16 protein-coding genes are annotated in these 16924 nt (G+C 72.5%); 8 read left to right on the top strand and 8 right to left on the bottom strand.

The features are described from left to right. Window positions 1–10: 10 nt before the first annotated feature. From UO65_RS35210 to UO65_RS37675, 5 genes are all read right to left on the bottom strand, one after another. Window positions 11–166 (bottom strand): DUF397 domain-containing protein, encoded by a 156-nt coding sequence (locus UO65_RS35210; RefSeq protein WP_110078788.1) that lies wholly within the window; start codon window positions 164–166, stop codon window positions 11–13. Window positions 167–184: 18 nt separating this feature from the next. After that, window positions 185–340 (bottom strand): DUF397 domain-containing protein, encoded by a 156-nt coding sequence (locus UO65_RS35205; protein WP_084176379.1) that lies wholly within the window; start codon window positions 338–340, stop codon window positions 185–187. Between the two features lie 2 nt (window positions 341–342). Continuing rightward, window positions 343–1173 carry a helix-turn-helix domain-containing protein gene (locus UO65_RS33825; protein ID WP_052021982.1) on the bottom strand — a complete coding sequence of 277 codons (831 nt, stop codon included), beginning with the start codon at window positions 1171–1173 and terminating at the stop codon, window positions 343–345. A gap of 297 nt (window positions 1174–1470) precedes the next feature. Further along, complete coding sequence (locus UO65_RS29665; protein ID WP_035289162.1) at window positions 1471–1956, bottom strand: NUDIX hydrolase; 486 nt, start codon at window positions 1954–1956, stop codon at window positions 1471–1473. A 52-nt stretch (window positions 1957–2008) separates the two neighbouring features. Continuing rightward, on the bottom strand, window positions 2009–2332 hold the full coding sequence (locus UO65_RS37675; RefSeq protein WP_200873502.1) for an exonuclease/endonuclease/phosphatase family protein: 324 nt from the start codon (window positions 2330–2332) through the stop codon (window positions 2009–2011). Between UO65_RS37675 and UO65_RS36375 the strand changes: the two genes are divergently transcribed. Continuing rightward, complete coding sequence (locus UO65_RS36375) at window positions 2297–2986, top strand: hypothetical protein (RefSeq protein ID WP_152552340.1); 690 nt, start codon at window positions 2297–2299, stop codon at window positions 2984–2986. The genes UO65_RS37675 and UO65_RS36375 overlap by 36 nt on opposite strands. Here UO65_RS36375 and UO65_RS29650 read toward each other — a convergent pair. Further along, complete coding sequence (locus tag UO65_RS29650; RefSeq protein ID WP_084176377.1) at window positions 2919–5651, bottom strand: DEAD/DEAH box helicase; 2733 nt, start codon at window positions 5649–5651, stop codon at window positions 2919–2921. The two genes, UO65_RS36375 and UO65_RS29650, sit on opposite strands and share 68 nt — an antisense overlap. Before the next feature lie 85 nt (window positions 5652–5736). Here UO65_RS29650 and recD2 point away from each other — a divergent pair, with 85 nt between their 5' ends. Next, a complete protein-coding gene (recD2, locus tag UO65_RS29645; RefSeq protein WP_052021979.1) occupies window positions 5737–7974 on the top strand; it encodes an SF1B family DNA helicase RecD2 in 2238 nt (745 codons plus the stop codon). A gap of 62 nt (window positions 7975–8036) precedes the next feature. Here recD2 and UO65_RS29640 read toward each other — a convergent pair whose 3' ends face one another. Next, window positions 8037–8681 (bottom strand): DUF6000 family protein, encoded by a 645-nt coding sequence (locus UO65_RS29640; protein WP_052021978.1) that lies wholly within the window; start codon window positions 8679–8681, stop codon window positions 8037–8039. Window positions 8682–9043: 362 nt separating this feature from the next. On the opposite strand from UO65_RS29640, the gene UO65_RS29635 reads away from it, so the two are divergent. The 4 genes from UO65_RS29635 (at window position 9044) to UO65_RS29620 (ending at window position 14833) form a co-directional block, all read left to right on the top strand. Beyond that, a complete protein-coding gene (locus UO65_RS29635) occupies window positions 9044–10285 on the top strand; it encodes an MFS transporter (RefSeq protein ID WP_161784538.1) in 1242 nt (413 codons plus the stop codon). A gap of 5 nt (window positions 10286–10290) precedes the next feature. Beyond that, window positions 10291–12030 (top strand): S9 family peptidase, encoded by a 1740-nt coding sequence (locus tag UO65_RS29630; RefSeq protein WP_063936043.1) that lies wholly within the window; start codon window positions 10291–10293, stop codon window positions 12028–12030. Between the two features lie 242 nt (window positions 12031–12272). Further along, window positions 12273–14171 (top strand): RiPP maturation radical SAM C-methyltransferase, encoded by a 1899-nt coding sequence (locus UO65_RS29625; RefSeq protein ID WP_052021973.1) that lies wholly within the window; start codon window positions 12273–12275, stop codon window positions 14169–14171. Next, window positions 14168–14833 carry a DUF5825 family protein gene (locus UO65_RS29620; protein ID WP_035289156.1) on the top strand — a complete coding sequence of 222 codons (666 nt, stop codon included), beginning with the start codon at window positions 14168–14170 and terminating at the stop codon, window positions 14831–14833. The genes UO65_RS29625 and UO65_RS29620 overlap by 4 nt, the downstream gene beginning before the upstream one ends. Window positions 14834–14844: 11 nt before the next feature. On the opposite strand, the gene UO65_RS29615 is transcribed toward UO65_RS29620, so the two are convergent. After that, window positions 14845–15699, bottom strand: a complete 855-nt coding sequence (locus UO65_RS29615) for an endo alpha-1,4 polygalactosaminidase (protein ID WP_233427892.1) — start codon at window positions 15697–15699, stop codon at window positions 14845–14847. A 146-nt stretch (window positions 15700–15845) separates the two neighbouring features. On the opposite strand from UO65_RS29615, the gene UO65_RS29610 reads away from it, so the two are divergent. Then, window positions 15846–16142: a DUF899 family protein gene (locus tag UO65_RS29610; RefSeq protein ID WP_052021972.1), complete on the top strand. Its 297-nt coding sequence runs from the start codon at window positions 15846–15848 to the stop codon at window positions 16140–16142. Window positions 16143–16153: 11 nt separating this feature from the next. After that, the gene (locus tag UO65_RS29605; RefSeq protein WP_035289153.1) at window positions 16154–16519 is read left to right on the top strand and encodes an RNA-binding S4 domain-containing protein; all 366 of its coding nucleotides are present in this window, start codon (window positions 16154–16156) and stop codon (window positions 16517–16519) included. The last annotated feature ends 405 nt before the right edge of the window (window positions 16520–16924 follow it).

The raw sequence follows: 16924 nt of genomic DNA, 5'->3' as shown, positions 1-16924 counted from the left end.
GCGGCGTGGCTCAGCGGCTGAGTCGGGTGATCAGCTCGCGGACGGCGGTCCGGGTCACCGGCAGGGTGACGCCGGGTCGCTTGCTGTCCCGCACGGCCGCGAGGTCCTGCCGCAGCTCAACACAGTCACTGGTGTTGCCGGAACGGGATGACTTGCGCCACTCCATGATCACACCCTCCAGGATTCAGCGGCTGAGTCGGGTGATCAGCTCGCGGACGGCGGTCCGGCTCGCCGGCAGGGTGACGCCGGGTCGCTTGCTGTCCCGCACGGCTGCCAGGTCCTGCCGCAGCTCGACACAGTTACCGGTGTTGCCCGAGCGGGATGACTTGCGCCACTCCATGATCACAACCTTTCTCGTAGTTGCCCGATCATACTGCGGCTTTCCGCGCTTGACAGAGCCATGCCATCGAGCATCGAGCGCATGTTGTCATAGCTGCGGACCTCGTCGTCGTGCAGGAAAACACTGCTTCCGTTCAGCTCGACGTTGAGCACCGGAGGTGCGTCGGGGAAGTCCAGCAGCAGCCACGGATGGAGCAGCAACCGGTGTGGCACTCGCCCGCGCACGATGCGGACGCCGAGTCCCCGGGTGGATGCCTGCACGAGGTGGCTCAGTTGTTCCCTGAGTGCGTCAACACCACCGAAGGGCTGTTGGAGCGCGCTCTCGTGGAGGAATGCCGTGTAGTCGATCGTGGGCAAAACCCGCTGCCGCTGCAAGCGGGCACGCCAACGCATTGTGACTTCCAGCGGTTCGGCGCCGTCCTCCGACATCAAGCCTGCCGCGTAGCGCTCTGTTTGCAGCAGCCCGGGGATGAAGCTGAACGACCAGTCGGTGATCGCCCTGGCTGAGGCTTCGTAGCTGGCCAGGGTGCCCACGTCGGGCAGGACCCCGGGCAGGGGGCGCGACCACCACCCGGCTTGTACGCCCGTTCGGGCGCTCTCGATCAACTCCTCGCGCTGGGCCATGGGCACGCCGTAGGTCGTCAGGACCATCGCCACGTCCTCGCTGGTGATGTGCCGCTTGCCGTTCTCGATGCGGCTCAGCGTCGCCGTCGACCAGCCGATCGCCCGGGCGGCGGCCTCCAGGTTGAGGGTCGTCTGCTCCTGCCGGAGGGCCTTGAGCTGGGCGCCGATGGTGCGGTCGCGCGCCTGCGGGTTCTTCCTCTGTCCGGACACGTCTTCCTTTCCACCCCCGCAAAGGCACGCGCGTGTCGATGCCGGGATTTTACAGTGTGGGACGCATCCGGCGGGGCGGTCATCAGCAGACACTCAGCACCGGGGGCACACCATACGCAACACGGCCAGACTAGGGGGAACCACTGCACCGCAACGCATCGACGGCTCAACTGAGTCCACGCTTCACCCGATCGGGTCTAGGTGGCCGCTGGGACCGCATGAAGCAGACTATCCACTGTAGACACAATCGGCTCTCGGGTCAGGAGGGTGTGACTGCTGCGCGGTGGCTTTCCGATTTCAACTGGTCAAGCTCAGTGGGAGCGGGCCCAAGCGGTCGTGGAGGAGGTCGTCGAGGAGCTGGGGGAGTGTGGGTGGCAGGAGTTTGTCGGTGGTGGCCATGAGGTCGTGTGGGTTCCACCAGCGCTGTTCGATGAGCCCGGCTTTTTCGTTGGAGGTGTGTTCGGGGGCGAGTGTGGGGGTGGTGGTGCGGGTGTGGGCGAGGTAGACGTGGTCGATGCGGTGGTGGTGGGTGCCTCGGTAGTGGAATCGGGACTCGCGGGTGTAGAGGTGGCGGCCGAGGGTGATGGTGGTGAGCCCTGTTTCCTCGGTGAGTTCGCGCAGGGCGGCGTGTTCGGGGGTTTCGTCGGGGTCGATGCCGCCGCCGGGGAGTTCCCACCAGTGGTGGGTGGGGTTGTCGGGGTCGCGGGCGTGGATGAGCAGGACGCGGTCGCCGGGGTCCAAGAGCAGGACACGGGCGCCGTGCCGGGGTGTGGGGGTGGGCACGTGCGGTGGTTCCTCGCCGGTCGTGGGGCGGGCCCGGCGAGCCGTTGGTGGGTCAGAAGAGAGTGGGCTCGTTGTGCTGGGCCGGGTTGACGGGGGCCGACGGTAGCAGCGGGTGGGTGGGGGTGAGGGTCGTGGCGACGGTGAGGGCGGAGTGGTCGGTCAGGCGTGACCCGTCCGCGTGGTGTTCGCGGGTGCTGTGGTCGTAGCGGCAGTCGGTGATGTGGGGGAGGAGTGTGGTGGTGAAGTGGGCGTGGTCGTAGCGGTAGCCCAGTTCCGGGCGTCGTGCCCAGGAGTGTTCGACGGTGTCGGGGTGGTGGTGGCGGTAGAGGTCGGTGAGGCCGTGGCGGGTGGTCAGGTCGCGGTAGAGGAGTTCCAACGCCGCGAGGTCACCCTCAAGGTCGAACACGTTCGTACCCGCGACCTCTGGGCACGCCTGGACGCCAAGCAGGTCGACATTGTCTGCGGCAGTCTCCCCACCCACCGCGGCCAACAACCCCACCTCGACTACGACTTCCTCGAATGGCACCGCGAAGGCGTCGCCCTGCTCACCAACCTCACCCCACGCGAACTCCCCGACACCCCCGTCACCGCCACCCGCCTCACCACCCTGCCGCTGCTCGCCCCCAGCGCCGGGCTCCTCGCCCAGTTCCTCAGCCAGTGGTTCGGCCCCGACTACCCTCACACCCTCAACGTCATCGCCACCATCGATTCACTCAACTACGGCCTCAACCTCCTCACCGCCGAACTCCTCCACGGTGCCATCCTCACCACCGACCGCGTCGCCGACGCCGCCATCACCGGCACCGGCCTGCGCAAACTCACCCTCGCCGACGACCTCACCCCACCCATGGAGATCGTCACCGGCATCCTCGCCCGCCCCGGCGAACGCCACCGCCATAGCCCAGATCACCCGCTCAACCTCCTCTGGGCCGCCTTCACCCACCACAGCCCTAGCGCGAACCTCACTCCCGCAGCACGTGGTAGTGCTCGGCCAGCACGCCGGTTGCCCGGTAGTCGCCACGGCGGGTGAAGACAGCGGCGTCGGTGGCGGTGGGGTGGTCGACGGTGACCTGCTCGGTCACGGTCGTGTCGATCGTCTTGTGGTCCGACCAGGCCACGAGCACACCGCTGGTCAGGCCGGTGACCGACGTGGGGGTGAGGGCGGCGCCGGTGGTGCGGTCGCGCAGCAGGGCGGCGTAGTCGGGCTGGTCGAGGCGGCAGCCGCGCGGGGGAGTGACCTGCGGCCAGTCCGGTGCGGTGAGCCCGCGTGATCGGGCGGCCTGCCACAGCCGGGGCACGTCCTCGTCGGTGTGCGGGGGCGGTGCCATCTGCTCGCACATCCACAGCAGCCGCCCGGCGCCGCGCGTCGGGCCGAGCCTGCGCCAGCGGACCCGCCGCGCCAGGTCGGCGGCGATGACGGCGACCCACGGGTGCACGGTGCGGGTGAAGCCCTGCGCCGCGAGCCAGGCCAGGTGGCGCGGGGCTTGGTCGAGGACCGGGAACAGGGTGCTCGCGGGCAGGCCCACGATCGTCCGGCCCGGCCTGGTGAACAGCTCGGGGGAGTGCGCGACCAGCAGCAGCGCCGCCCGGGCCAGGTCGCCGGGGGCGGAGGCGACCGACGACCCGAGGCCGGACACCGCCGTGCTGGGGCGGATGCGGTCGCGGTGGCCGCCCGCCTTGAGGACGGTGGCCACGACCGGGCGCTGCGGTTCGGCGACGGGGGCGTGGGCGAGGTCGGGGACCAGCAGGGACACCAGGTGGATCAACAGGTCCTCGGCGGTGTCCGGGTCGGTCGGGACCTCGACGCGGCTCAGCGCCGCCCGTAGCTGCGCGCCGACTCGGGTGCCGACCATGAGCCGCGCCGTGAGCAGGCCCAGTTCCGTCACGGCCACCTTGGGGCCGTCCAGCGCCAGGTATCCGTGCTGCACCAGGAAGTCGACGGCCTCGGTGACCGGTTCGGTGTCCTCGTCGCCCTGGTGGTGGCTCAGGGTGCGCAGCCACCACTGCTCCGCCTCGGGCAGCGTGGTGATCCGGCCCTGCACGACCTCGGCCAGCACGTGGTCGGGCAGGCTGTCGTGGATCTGCGAGTGCACGGTGTAGCCGTCGACCAGGGCGGCCTGCCAGTTGGCCCGTTCCAGCTCCGAGGTGACCAGGTACGCCCAGCCCTCGCGCTCGCCCGCGCCGACCCGGCCCGCCCGGCCGAACATCTGGAGCACCGTGGCCACGTCGATGTCGTCCAGGCCGACCCGGGTGTCGCGCACGACGACCGCCCGCGCGGGCAGGTTCACCCCGGCGGCGACCGTGGTGGTGGCGACCAGCACGTCCCAGTCGCGGTCGCGGAAGCGCTGTTCGGCCTCGCGCTTGTGGTCCCAGTCCTTGTAGTGCAGGCCCACCCCGACCGACGCGCACGCCTTGTGCAGCCGGTCGGTGTCGTCGATGTGCACCCCGGAGGTGTCCGCCCCGCGCGAACCCGCGATGGCCAGGGCGGTGGTGCGGACGTTGGGCTTGGTGCCGCAGAACACCAGCACGCTGCCGCCGTCCCCGGTGACCCGCCGGGTCAGCTCGACGGCCGTGCGCATCCGCAGCAGGCCGTCGGTGGTGCGGTCGGAGGTGGCCGGGATCTGCGGGAGCTGCCAGGTGAGCCGGGTCGGCCGCCAGGTGGTCGACACCAGCGAACCCTGCAACCAGGAGGCGATCTCGTCCGCGTTGGACACCGTCGCCGACAGCCCGACGATCCGCACCGGGGAGTCCGCGCCGCGCACCCTGGCCAGCAGCGCCTCCAGCAGCGGGCCGCGCTCGGGTGCGCCGAGCAGGTGGATCTCGTCGACGACCAGGCAGCCCACCTCGGCCAGCGCGGTCTGCAACGAGCTGGCCCGGCAGATCGCCTCGAACTTCTCCGTGGTCGCCACCCACAGGTCCGCCGCGCGCACCCGCTCGATGTCGGTCAGGTACTCCCCGGACAGCCGCTCCACCCGCAGCCCCTTGCCGCGCCAGGTGGCCAGCTCGCGGTCCAGTTCGTCGGTCAGCGACCGCTGCGGCACCAGCCAGGCGGCCTTGCGCCGCTCGCCCAGGATCGCCCGCAGCGCGGCCAGCATCCCCACCACGGTCTTGCCCGCCCCGGTCGGCGCGGTGATGACCAGGTGTTCCGAGGAGCCCAGGACGGCGGGGGCGGCGTGCGCCTGCGCCGGGTTCAGCGTCGGGAACGGCAGGTACTCCAGCCACTGCGCGGGCACCAGGTCGGCGGCCGGGACGTGCTCGACCTCGGGCACGTCGGCCGGGCCGTGGGCGTCCCAGACGGCCTCGAACGCGTCGCGGGCGTCGTGGGCGCGCTCGTCGGCGGTCGGGCCGCCCCAGTCGCGGCGGGCGCGGGCGGTCAGGGCGGTGGTGACGGTGAGGGCGTCCACACCGATCGTGGTGATCACCTCGTCCTCGATCCAGTGCCGCACCGAGCGGTGCGCCACCCCCGCGTCGGTGAGCCGGGTGCGCAGGGCGTCGAATGCCTCGCCGGTGGGTAGCAGGACCCGCGCGTCGGTGCCCTCGGGCAGGTCGGGGAGCCGCAGGGCCGGGTCGGTGGTCTTGCACCAGTGCAGCAGCCGCCGCTCGGCGGCGCGGACGAGGGGGACCGCGCGGGTGGGGCCTTGGCCGCCGCGTCGGGACGGCGGGGGCGGCTGGACGATCGCGGAGACGGTGGTCACCGGGGTCGCCCCGCGCTGTCCGTCACCCTGGTCCGCCGCACGGCGCTACCCTACGTGATCAGCAGGAGTGCGGAGGGAGGCCGGCGTGTCCAGCGCGCCCGAGGGCAGCGACGAGGTCGTGGAAGGCGTGGTCGACCGGGTCATCCACGTGGGACCCGACGGGCACACCGTCGCCGTGCTCAGCACGGGGGAGTCCGGCGAGCCGGTGAAGGTCGCGGGCACCGTGCTGGCGGGCCTACGCCCCGGCGAGACGCTGCGGGTCACCGGCCGCCGCCCGTCCACCGCCCGGCACGCCGACACCCTGCGCGTGCTGACCTGCGAGCGGGTGCTGCCCGCGACCGTGCACGCCATCCGCGCCTACCTGGGCTCCGGCATGATCAAGGGCATCGGCCCGACCATCGCCCAGGCCATCGTGGACCGCTTCGGCGCCGAGACGCTGACCGTCATCGACACCACCCCGGAACTGCTGCTCGGGGTGTCGCTGATCGGCCGCAAGCGGCTGGCGACGATCGTCGAGGGCTGGGCCGAGCAGCGCGAGATCCGCGAGGTGATGGTCTTCCTGCAAGGCGTCGGCGTCACCCCGGGCCTGGCCGTGCGCATCCACCGGCACCTGGGCGCCGAGGCCCGGCAGATCGTGGAGCAGCACCCGTACCAGCTCATCGAGCGGGTGCACGGGATCGGCTTCCGCATCGCCGACAAGATCGCCGTGGCGGTGGGCATCCCGGAGCGCAGCGGCGCCAGGATGCGCGCGGCGCTGCTGCACGTCCTCGACGAGGCCAGGGGCAAGGGCGGGCACTGCTACCTGCCGCGCGAGGAACTGCTGGCGGCGGCGGTGGCCCTGGTCCGGCAGGACCCGGAACTGGTCCGCGACGGGCTGGACGAGCTGCGGGAGATGGGCTCGGTCGTCGTGGAGCGCACGCCCGCGCTGTTCGCCGACGAGCTGGTGTTCCCCGCGTGGCTGCACCGCAGGGAGAGCACGCTCGCCGAGAACGTGCGGCGGCTGCTGGCGGCGCCGTCGCAGCTCCCGCGCCGGGCCGGGGCGGTCGCCGAGGAGGACCCGCCGCTGGGGGAGCGGCAGGCCGAGGCCGTCGAGATGGCGCTCACCGAGACGCTGTCGATCCTGACCGGCGGTCCCGGCAGCGGCAAGAGCCACACCGTGGCCGCGCTGGTGCGCCGGGCGAAGGCCGCCGGTGCCACCGTCGCGCTCGCCGCCCCGACCGGGCGCGCGGCCAAGCGGCTCTCGGAGCTGACCGGCCTGCGCGCCACCACCGTCCACCGCCTGGTGCACCACCGGGACAACCCGGTCGACGACGGCGGCCTGTTCGACCCCAACGACGGGCTGTCGTCGGACCTGGTCGTGGTGGACGAGGCGTCCATGCTCGACGTCCTGATCGCCGAACGCCTGCTGCGCGCCATCCCCGAGGGCAGCCACCTGCTGCTGGTCGGCGACGTCGACCAGCTCCCCAGCGTCGGCCCCGGCGCGGTCCTGCACGACCTGCTGGGCGTCGCCGACATCCCCTCCACCCGCCTGGACACGATCTACCGGCAGGACGCCGACAGCGGGATCGTCAGCAACGCCAACCGGGTCGTGCACGGCAGGCCCCCGGTCAACGGCCCCCAGTTCTGGTTCCACGACCTCGACGCGGACAAGACCGCCGACGTGGCGGAGCTGGTGGTCGACATCGCCACCCGCCGCCTCCCGGCCAAGCAGGGCTGCACCCCCGCCGACGTCCAGATCCTCTGCCCCGGCAAGGCCAGGGCCACCGGCGCCACCTCCCTGAGCCGCCTCGCCCAGGACCACCGCAACCCCGCCCGCGACACCACCCCCGAACACTGGGCCGACGACCGCCCCTTCCGCGTCGGCGACAAGGTCATGCCCACCCGCAACGACCCCACCAAGGGCGACTACGGCGTCTTCAACGGCGCCACCGCCACCATCACCGCCATCAACAAAGACGACCAGAACATCGAAATAGCCCTCGACGACGGCCAGACCGCCACCTACGACTTCGACGAACTCGAAACCCTGGCCCACGCCTACGCGATCACCGTCCACCGCTCCCAGGGCAGCGAATACCCGTACGTCGTCATCCCCCTGACCAACGACACCCCACACCTGTTGCTGCAACGGAACCTGCTCTACACGGCGATCACCCGCGCCAGGAAGCTCGTGGTGATCGTCGGCCACCGGGGCGCCCTCTTCCGCGCCCTCGACAACCGCCCCCGCCGCCGCAACACCCTGCTCACCCACCGCCTCTCCGCCATCGGCCCCTCCCCGGCGCCGCCGACCCGCACGGCCGACGGGCAGCAGTTCGCCTTCTGAACCGGCCGCGCCCGGCCCGGCGAGTGATCCACTCCCGCTGGTTCGTCCGAACGGCTCACCCGTCAGGCGGGGTCTCCGGTGCCGCGACTCGCGCGGTGGGCGTCGACGGCCTCCTGCACGAGGAAGCACAGGATGTCGATCCGCTGCTTGTGGTCGGTGGTGTCGGCCCGGTTCGCGGTGGCCCACTGCTGCCAGAGCCCTCCCGGCTGGGTGAACCGCTCGGCGCGGTGGGTGCCCAGGCGCGCGTCGAGGTGCTGGAGGGCGCCGAACGCGGAGTCCTGGTCGTACCGCAGTTTCGTCTCGCGGAGGTAGTTGTCCAGGTAGGCCGTGAGGATGTCGGCGTCGTCGGCGGTGCCGAGCCTGGCGAGCGCGAAGCAGTAACCGTGCCCGGCGAAGACGACCCGGCTTTCGAGCAGTCGGGCGCCAACGGGGGCGCGGAACCGCTCGCGGCGGTCCACCCCGATCAACCAGCCCGCGACGAGCCTGCACCGCCAGTCGGCGTCGAGCAGGACACCGAGTTCGCGGTCGGTGATCCGCTCCGCCGCCTCGGCCAGCGACCGCAGGAAAGCCGCTCCCTCCGGTGTGCCGAGCGCGGCGGGGTTCGCTTCCATGAGCCTCATGTAGCGCTGGCCGTCCTCCCCGCCAACGCTCACGTGGCGGTTGATGACGTCTTGCGGATCGAGGTCGTCCGTCCCGGGGGAACTCATGACCGGAGTCTCCCAGAGGCGCGGACGCCGGTGCGCGGACGTGCTCGCCTGTCCCTCCGAATTGCTCCACCCGGCGCATGGCGGCGCCCCAGCGGAACCTGTATGGAATCCCCCTCGGCATCGGTGGCGGTTGTGGAATCTGGCAACTGTGAACGCTGTGAACGCCTTGTGCACCCGAAATGACCTGCCCTTTTCGTCCATTGTGGACAGATTTTTAACATGGTCTGAATGGCCGATGTGAACGGTCGGATCGCGACGCTATCCTGCTGAAGCGCCAATTCGGGCGGCGGGTTGTCGAATGCGGCTGCATTCATTCTTCGCAATCAATTACTGCTTTCGGCAGAATGGGGGAGAACCGGGTGGTGGCGGTCGGGACGGGCGTGCGGGGACACCGGGACTTCCGGCTGTTCTGGCTCGGTGGCGCGGCCACCCTGCTCGGTTCGCACGCCTCGGCGCTGGTGCTGCCGGTGCTGGTGCTCCTGCTCGGCGGCTCACCGGTGACCGCGGGGGTCCTGGGCACCGCGGTCGGGTTGGCCGAGGTGCTCATCTCCCCGGCGGCGGGCGTCTGCGCCGACCGGGTGCCGCGCCGACCGATGATGGTGGTCTCCGCCCTGGTCGCCGCCTGCGCGGCGGGCGCGATCGCCCTGGTGGTGCTCACGGGCCGGGTCTCGCTGCCGGTGCTGTTCGCCGCCGCGGTCGTGGAGGGCGCGGCCACCGCCTGCTACGCCGCCGCCGCGTCGGGCGCGATCCGGGCGATCCTCCCGCCGGACGACCCGGCAGGCGCCCTCGGTGCCCTCCAGGCCAGGGAGAAGGCCGCCAAGCTCGCCGGACCGGGTGTCGGCGGCGGCCTGTACCAACTCGCCCCGTGGGCACCGTTCCTCGTCCACGCGGCCTGCCACGCCGTCGCCGCCCTGTGCGCCCGCGCCCTCGGCTCGGACCTGCGGCCCGCGCGGGTGGAGACCACCAGGCCCGCCTTCGCCAGGGACTTCGCCGACGGCGTGCGGTTCCTGTGGGCCGAACCGTTCCTGCGGTTCATGACCGTGTGGGCCGCGGGCGTCAACCTGGTGCTGGGCGCGCTGTACTTCCACGTCATCCTCGTCGCTCGCCTGCACGGCGCCTCCGCGGCCACCATCGGCCTGATGCTCACCGCCGCGGGCGTCGCGGGCCTGTGCGGGGCGCTGTTCGCGCCCACCCTGCTGCGCCGCTTCCCGCCGATCAGGTTGGTCCTGGTCGTCTCGTGGTCGATGGCCCTCGTGGCGTTCGCGTTCACGGCGTCCCCGCCACCGGCGGTGATGGGGGTCCTCCTGGCCGCGGTGTCGGCGCTCACGCCCGCGCTGAGCATCGCGTTCCAGAGCAAGGCGATCACCCGCACCCCGGACGGGATGCAGGGCAGGGTCGGGACCGCCCTGCGCACCCTGGGGGAGGGGACGGGCGCGGTGGCCCCGCTGGCGGCGGGCGCGCTCGTCGCCGCGCTGGCCCCGGCTCTCGTCGCGGTGGTGCTCGGGCTGGGCCTGACCGCGATCGCCCTCCACACCACCGCGGTCCTGCCGTCGCTGACCGCGGCACCCGACCCGGACCGCGTTCCCGAACAGGCAGGGGAGTGAACGCCGTGGAGATCGACGTCCGGGTGTTCTTCCCGGAACCGCCCGCCTTCGCCGAGTTCGCGCCGACCCGCGCGGTGTACGTCGGCGACGTGGACGGCCGCTGCGAGGTGTTCGCCTGGACCAGCGCGGGCGCCCGGCAGGTCACCGACCGACCGCAGGGCACCGTCACCTGCGCCATCGACCCGACCGGCGCCTGGGTGTGGTGGTTCGACGACGACCTCACCGGGGTGGGCCGCTGGCGGATCACCCCGTTCGGCGGCGGCGCCGCGGTCGACGCCGGGTTGCCGCCCGGCCGCGCGGCCGGGCTCGCCATGTCCGCGGACGGCACCGCCGCCGTCGGCGTCGGCCACGACGGGCTCTCGGTCCACCGCAGGCACCCGGACGGCCGGGTCGACCTCATCGGCGAGTTCGACGGCTACGCCACGCTCGTCGACCTGTCGCACTCCGGCCGCCTGGCCGTGCTCGCCCGCGACCCCGAGGACCCGGTCCCGGCGGTGGTGCTGGACGTGGCCACGGGTGGGCACCTGCCCCTGCACCTGCCGGGCCGGAGCCTGTGGGTGGCCGGGTTCGCGCCCGTGCCCGGCGACGAACGGCTACTGCTGACCACCGCGAGCGACACCGCCTACCGCCTGGCCGAGTGGACCCCGGGCGGCGGGGTTCGCGAGCTGCCCTGGTTCGAGTCCGAAACCGAGATCGCGCCGTCCTGGTACCCCGACGGCCGCCGGGTCCTGCTGCGCCGGGACCGGCACGCCCGCTCCGAACTGCGCGAACTCGACCTGGACCGGCGGACCGACACGCTCCTGCCGACGCAGCGGGGGACCATCCTGGCCGCCCAGGTGCAGCCGGACGGCGACCTGCACCACGTGTGGACCGACACCGCGCACCCGCCGCACCTGCGCACCGCCTCCGGGCGGCGACCGCTCGGCGGCCCCCGGACCACGGCCGTGGCGGGCACCCCGCGCGAGGTGTGGGTCGACACCCCGGCCGGACCCGTGCACACGCTGCTCACCGTGCCGGGCTCACCCCCACCGCACCCCACCGTGTTCCTGCTGCACGGCGGCCCGCACGCGGCGGCCCACGACGCCTACGACGCCCTGGTCTCGGTGTTCACGGGCATCGGCTGCGCCGTGGCCAGGCCGAACTACCGCGGCTCCACCGGCTACGGCGCGGCCTGGCGCAACGACTTCTCCGACGGCCCCGGGCACACGCAGCTCCTCGACCTCGCCGCCGTGCGCGAGCACCTGGTCCGGGCCGGGGTCGCCGACGAGCACCGGACGGCGGTGGTGGGCACGTCCTGGGGCGGCTACCTCGCCCTGCTCGCCGCGGGCGTGCAGCCCGAGCTGTGGCAGTCGGTCGCGGCCGTCAACCCGATCGCCGACTACGCCGCCGCGTACCGCGGCGCCACCCCCGCGGTGCGCGCCCTCGACCGGCGCATCTTCGGCGGGGACCCGGACCGGCGACCCGCCGCCTACGCCGCCGCCTCCCCGATGACCCACGTCGCCGCCGTGCGCGCGCCGGTGCTCGTCCTGGCCGCCACCGACGACGACCGCTGCCCACCGGAGCAGGTGGCCGCCTACGTCGCGGCGCTGTCCGCGCGCGGCGTCGAGCACGAACTCCAGTGGACCCGGTCCGGCCACGAGGGCCACACCGGCGCGGTCCACCACCAGGTCATCAGCTCCGTGGTGCGCTTCGTGGCCACGGCGCTGGGAGGGCGGGCGCTGTCCGCCCCGACGAAGGCGGGGTGAACGGGTGCACCCGGCACCCCGCCGAGACCCCGGGAAGGAGGTGAACGCATGCGCAAGCGCGTCATCAAGAACGACCCGATCAGCGGCAACCGCGACCAGAGCCGCAGTGTCGAGGTGAGCGTGTCCGTCAGCGTGGGTTTCTGACGGCACCGCACCCGATGGCAGTGGGGAGGCGGGCGCCCGCCTCCCCACCACGGCAGACCCGGGAACCACACACCCGAGCACGACGAAAGCGGGCCGCAGTGCGAATCGTTCTGATCAACATGCCGTGGGCGCTGATAGACGTTCCCTCGCTGGCGCTGGGCATCCTGAGCACGGCGGTGCGCCGCGCGGTGCCCGACGCCGAGGTCGAGGTCGTGCAGGCCAACCTGGACTACGTGGACTGGATCGCCGAGCGCAGGTCGTTCACCGTCCGCGACTACCACTTCTACTCCCTCGACACCTACTTCCAGGGCGTCGGCGACTGGGTCTTCACCTCCGCGCTCTACGACGACCCGCACTGGCGCGTCGACGAGCTGGCCGAGCTGGTGCCGATGCCGGACGAGCAGCGCGCGATGACCCTGGAGCTGCACGAGACCGCGGCCGAGTTCGTCGAGGAGACCGCCAGGCGCATCGCCGAGAGCAACCCCGACCTCGTCGGGTTCACCTCCACCTTCCAGCAGAACGTGCCCGCCCTGGCGGTGGCCAGGGCGCTCAAGCGCATCGCCCCGCACATCCGGGTGGCGATGGGCGGGGCGAACTGCGACGGCGTGCAGGGCGAGGCGATCCACCGCAACTTCCCGTTCGTCGACCACGTGCTGCGCGGCGAGGGCGAGGTCGCCTTCCCCGCCCTGGTGCGGGCCCTGCGCGACGGCGGCGGCCTGGGCGCGGTGCCCGGCCTGTGCTGGCGGGACGGGGACGGGACGGTGGTGGTCAACCCGATGGCGACCACCCCGCTGGCGCCCGCGCAGATCGTGGCGCCGAACTACGACGGCTACTTCGAGCGCCTCGACGAGTCGGTGGTGCGCGACTGGGTGGACCCGAAGCTGGTCGTGGAGGGCGCCCGCGGCTGCTGGTGGGGGGAGAAGCACCACTGCACGTTCTGCGGGCTCAACGGTTCGTTCATGCAGTTCCGCAGCAAGAGCCCGGAGGTCTTCTGGGACGAGATCGCGCACCTGGTGCGCGAGCACCAGGTGCTGGACATGTTCGTCGTGGACAACATCCTGGACATGGGCTACGTGCGCACCCTGCTGCCCGCGATCATCGAGTCCGGCTACGACCTGCGGATGCAGTACGAGATCAAGTCCAACATGAACCGCGCCCAGCTCACCACCCTCGCCGCGGCCGGGCTGGTCAACGTGCAGCCGGGCATCGAGAACCTCAACAGCCGGGTCCTCAAGATCATGGACAAGGGCGTGACCGGCTGCCACAACGTGCGGATGCTGCGCGACGCCGCGTCGGAGGGCCTGTCCATCGCGTGGAACTACCTCTACGGGTTCCCCGGCGAGGCGGAGGACGACTACGGGTCGGTGATCGAGCAGATGCCCGCCCTGCACCACCTGCCCCCGGTGGAGGGCGTCGCCCGGATCGTCATCGAGCGGTTCAGCCCGTACTTCAACCGCCCGGAACTCGGGTTCGCCGAACTCGCCCCCGGCACCCAGTACGCGATGAACTACGACCTGCCGCGCACCGAGCTGATGGACCTGGCCTACCTGTTCACCTCCGCCGCGCTCGGCGTCGGCGAGCGCACCGGGGACCGGCTGCGCGCCGCCGCCCGCCGCTGGCAGGCCGAGTTCCCCACCAGCAGGCTCACCCACACCGACCTCGGCGACCGCATCCTGCTCGTCAGCCGCCGCACGGGTTTCGACTGGACGAGCCTGCTGCTGGACGACCCGTGGGAGGTCGCCCTGTTCCGCCTGCTCGACCAACCGCACGCCCCCGCCGCGCTGTCCCGCAAGCTCGCCGCGGCCGGGCTCGACGCGGACCCCGGCCGGGTCGCGGACACCCTGGCGCGGTGGCTGCGGCTCGGCGTGCTGTTCACCGAGTGCGACACCTACGTCCACGTGGCACCGATCTCCCGCAACCAGGACCTGATGAAGCTCCCCCGCCCCGACGCCGACCCGGAGCACGCCCACCCCGACCTGGAGGAGGTGCCCGCGTGAGCACCCCGACCCTCGACCTCCGCCCCGCCCCGGTCCCGCTGCTGCTCTGGCGCGACCACGACGACGCCGTCCTGGGCCTGCCGGACATGGCGATGGGCGAACAGCCCGCCGCGGGCGACCCGCAGACCACGGCCGCCGACCTGTACGCCAGGGGCGTCCGCAAGGTCTCCGTGGGCAGCCCGCTGGACCTCACCGGCGGGATGGACGCCGGGACCCTGGTGTGGCTGATGGTTTTCCTGCGCGAGCTGACGAGCTGGAGCGTCGCCTACGACTGGACCGTGCTGTGGGGCAAGCACCGGGACGTGTGGCAGCGCCTGAACCACCTGCACCCGCCGCGCGCCATGCCGGACCACCCCGAGGCCGAGGACGTCCTCACCCGGTGGCGCGACACCCACTACCTGTGCAAGTGCATCCACCGCCACGGCCCGGGGTTCCTGGAGGTCAGGGACCGCAGGGCGGGCGACCTGTCCCGCTTCGTCATCGACGACCCGCACTACCTCGCCGCCGTGGAGACCCTGATCCCCGGTGCCCCGTCCGACTCGGTGCCACCGGACGTCCTCGCCCACCTCGTCGAGGAGGGCTTGGTCGGCACCGCGGACGACCTCGCCTGGTGGCTGCCCTACCGGGTCCGCCGCTGGCCCTGGCCGTCGATGATCGTCTGACCCGCGAGGCGTCAGCAGGTCTCGCGGACGTGACCGGGCTCGTCCACGGGCAGCACGTCGCGGTCGCGGCGGACGATGCTCAGCGCGTCCCCCCAGCGGGAGCACGCGGCGGTCAGGCCGCTGTCGGTGTACTCGATGACGATCACCCCGTTGTCGAACGCGGCGGTGTACTCGTCGCAGTTGCCCTGCTCGCCGCACTCCTCGGCCACGGCGAAGTCCAGGCCGTTGCGTTCGCGGTCGGGGGCGAGCTCGGAGGTGTTCTTCTGGCCGATGGCCAGCCCCCTGCCGTGGGCGTGCGCGGAGAGCAGGCGGATGAAGTCCTGGGCGTCGGCGGCGGACAGCAGTCCGCGTGATCGGGTGAAGCTGTCGAAGTTGTCCGGCTCGACCGCCTGGAAGCCCTTGGCGGCGCACTCGTCGATCCAGGCGTTCACCTTCGCCGCGACCCGGTCGCGCTTGTCCGGTGTGCGCAAGTCCAGCAGGGCCTCGTCCCAGTCCTCGTCCATCACCGCGGACCCGGTGGCATCGCGCAGCACCAGGTCCCCCCACTCGGTCTCAGCGCCGGGCTGGGCCTGGAAGGCGTTGACATAACAGATGTTGTAGAGGCCCGATTCGGGCGAGGCGGCGTGGTCGCGGATGACGATCTCCACCCCGGGATCGGGCGGGTAGCCCTGCGCCAACTGGTAGTCGACCCCGCCCCCGGCCGGTGGCGGGGCGACCGGCCGCGGCTGGGGGGTGCTCGTCCCCGGAGGGGGACTCGACGGCTGCGGCGGGGCGCACGCCGTGAGCGCCGCCACCGCGGCGCAGAGCAGGAGTGCGGTGCGGACCTGCATGATGGACTCCAGAAAGCTGTGGACCTCGGTGCTCACCGGGCGCGCCGCTGCCCGGCAGCCCTTGGCGGGCCCGACTCTACGAGGCCCGGTGGCGGCATCGGGATCGGTGGTCCGGTCTCCGGCGCGGTCGTGCGGGGTGGGGCCGCGGCGGGCAAAGTGGGTGCCCCCGACGACGCCGGCGCATGGGCTGGTCGGCCCCCTGGGTCTCCTCAGCCGACAGCGCCTACAACCGCGACTGGGGCTGGACCCGCGAAGACGGCGAGTACCCGGGGGTGAGCTTCTACGTCCGCACCGGCGACGACGTGTTCCTCACCTACGTGACCGAGGGGCGCGGGGTGGAGCCGCTGAGCGGTTTCGCGGGCTACCTCGACCGAACGGTGTTCGGCAGGCAGGAGAGCTGGGAGGACTCACCCACGGGCTGGCCGACCGGCGACCCGCACACCCGAAATCGCAGGCACGACGAGTACCCGGCCGAGTAGGGTCGGTCGGTGTGGAGTCCACCCGTGTCGACCGCTGGCTGTGGGCGGTCCGGCTGACCAAGACCCGCCCGGACGCCGCCGCGGCCTGCCGAGGCGGTCACGTGCGCGTCAACGACCGCCCGGCCAAACCCGCAACGGCGGTCGCCCCCGGCGACGAGATCCGCGCCCACCTCAACGGCCGGACCAGGGTGATCGAGGTCGTGCGGGTGATCCAGAAGCGAGTGGGCCCCCCGGACGCGGCGACCTGCTTCCTCGACCACACCCCCGCCCCACCCCCGGACACCACCGTGCCGGTGGCCCGCCGCGACCGAGGCGCGGGCAGACCGACCAAGCGCGAACGCCGCATCCTCGACCAGTTCCGCGCGGGCGGCCACTGAGCCCCACCCCGCCGACGCCCACCGCGCCCGAGGCCACCCCACACCGCCCCACCGGCCCGGCTGCCAGCCACACCGACCCCCACCGGCGCAGCCGCCAGCCACCACTGCAACCGGCGGCCCGGCGAGCGAATGCCGGGGTGGGTGGAGGTGTTTGGCCAATCGGCCACCCCCGAGAACCGCCTGCCCGGTGAGCGAATGCCCGAGTGGGTGGAGGTGCTGCTTGGGCGACCACCTCGAAACCGCTGGCCCAGCCACCAGCCACCGCGAACCCCGCCGGCGCAGCGGCCCAATCAGCCACCCCGAGAACCCCCGGCCCGGCGACCGAATGCCCGGGTGGATGGATGCGCTTGCCTAGCTGGCCACCCCGAGAACCGCCGGCCCGGCGAGCCAACCGCCCGGGTGGGT

Source organism: Actinokineospora spheciospongiae (assembly GCF_000564855.1).
Classification (GTDB): domain Bacteria; phylum Actinomycetota; class Actinomycetes; order Mycobacteriales; family Pseudonocardiaceae; genus Actinokineospora; species Actinokineospora spheciospongiae.
The sequence above is the reverse complement of the archived record's forward strand: the minus strand, read 5'-3'. Positions and strand labels throughout refer to the sequence as shown.

What these genes read in the sequence shown, in the direction of transcription:
- UO65_RS35210 (WP_110078788.1), bottom strand. Translation starts at nt 166, where the DNA reads ATGGAGTGGCGCAAGTCATCCCGTTCCGGCAACACCAGTGACTGTGTT.
- UO65_RS29610 (WP_052021972.1), top strand. Translation starts at nt 15,846, where the DNA reads ATGGGCTGGTCGGCCCCCTGGGTCTCCTCAGCCGACAGCGCCTACAAC.
- UO65_RS29640 (WP_052021978.1), bottom strand. Translation starts at nt 8,681, where the DNA reads ATGAGTTCCCCCGGGACGGACGACCTCGATCCGCAAGACGTCATCAAC.
- UO65_RS35205 (WP_084176379.1), bottom strand. Translation starts at nt 340, where the DNA reads ATGGAGTGGCGCAAGTCATCCCGCTCGGGCAACACCGGTAACTGTGTC.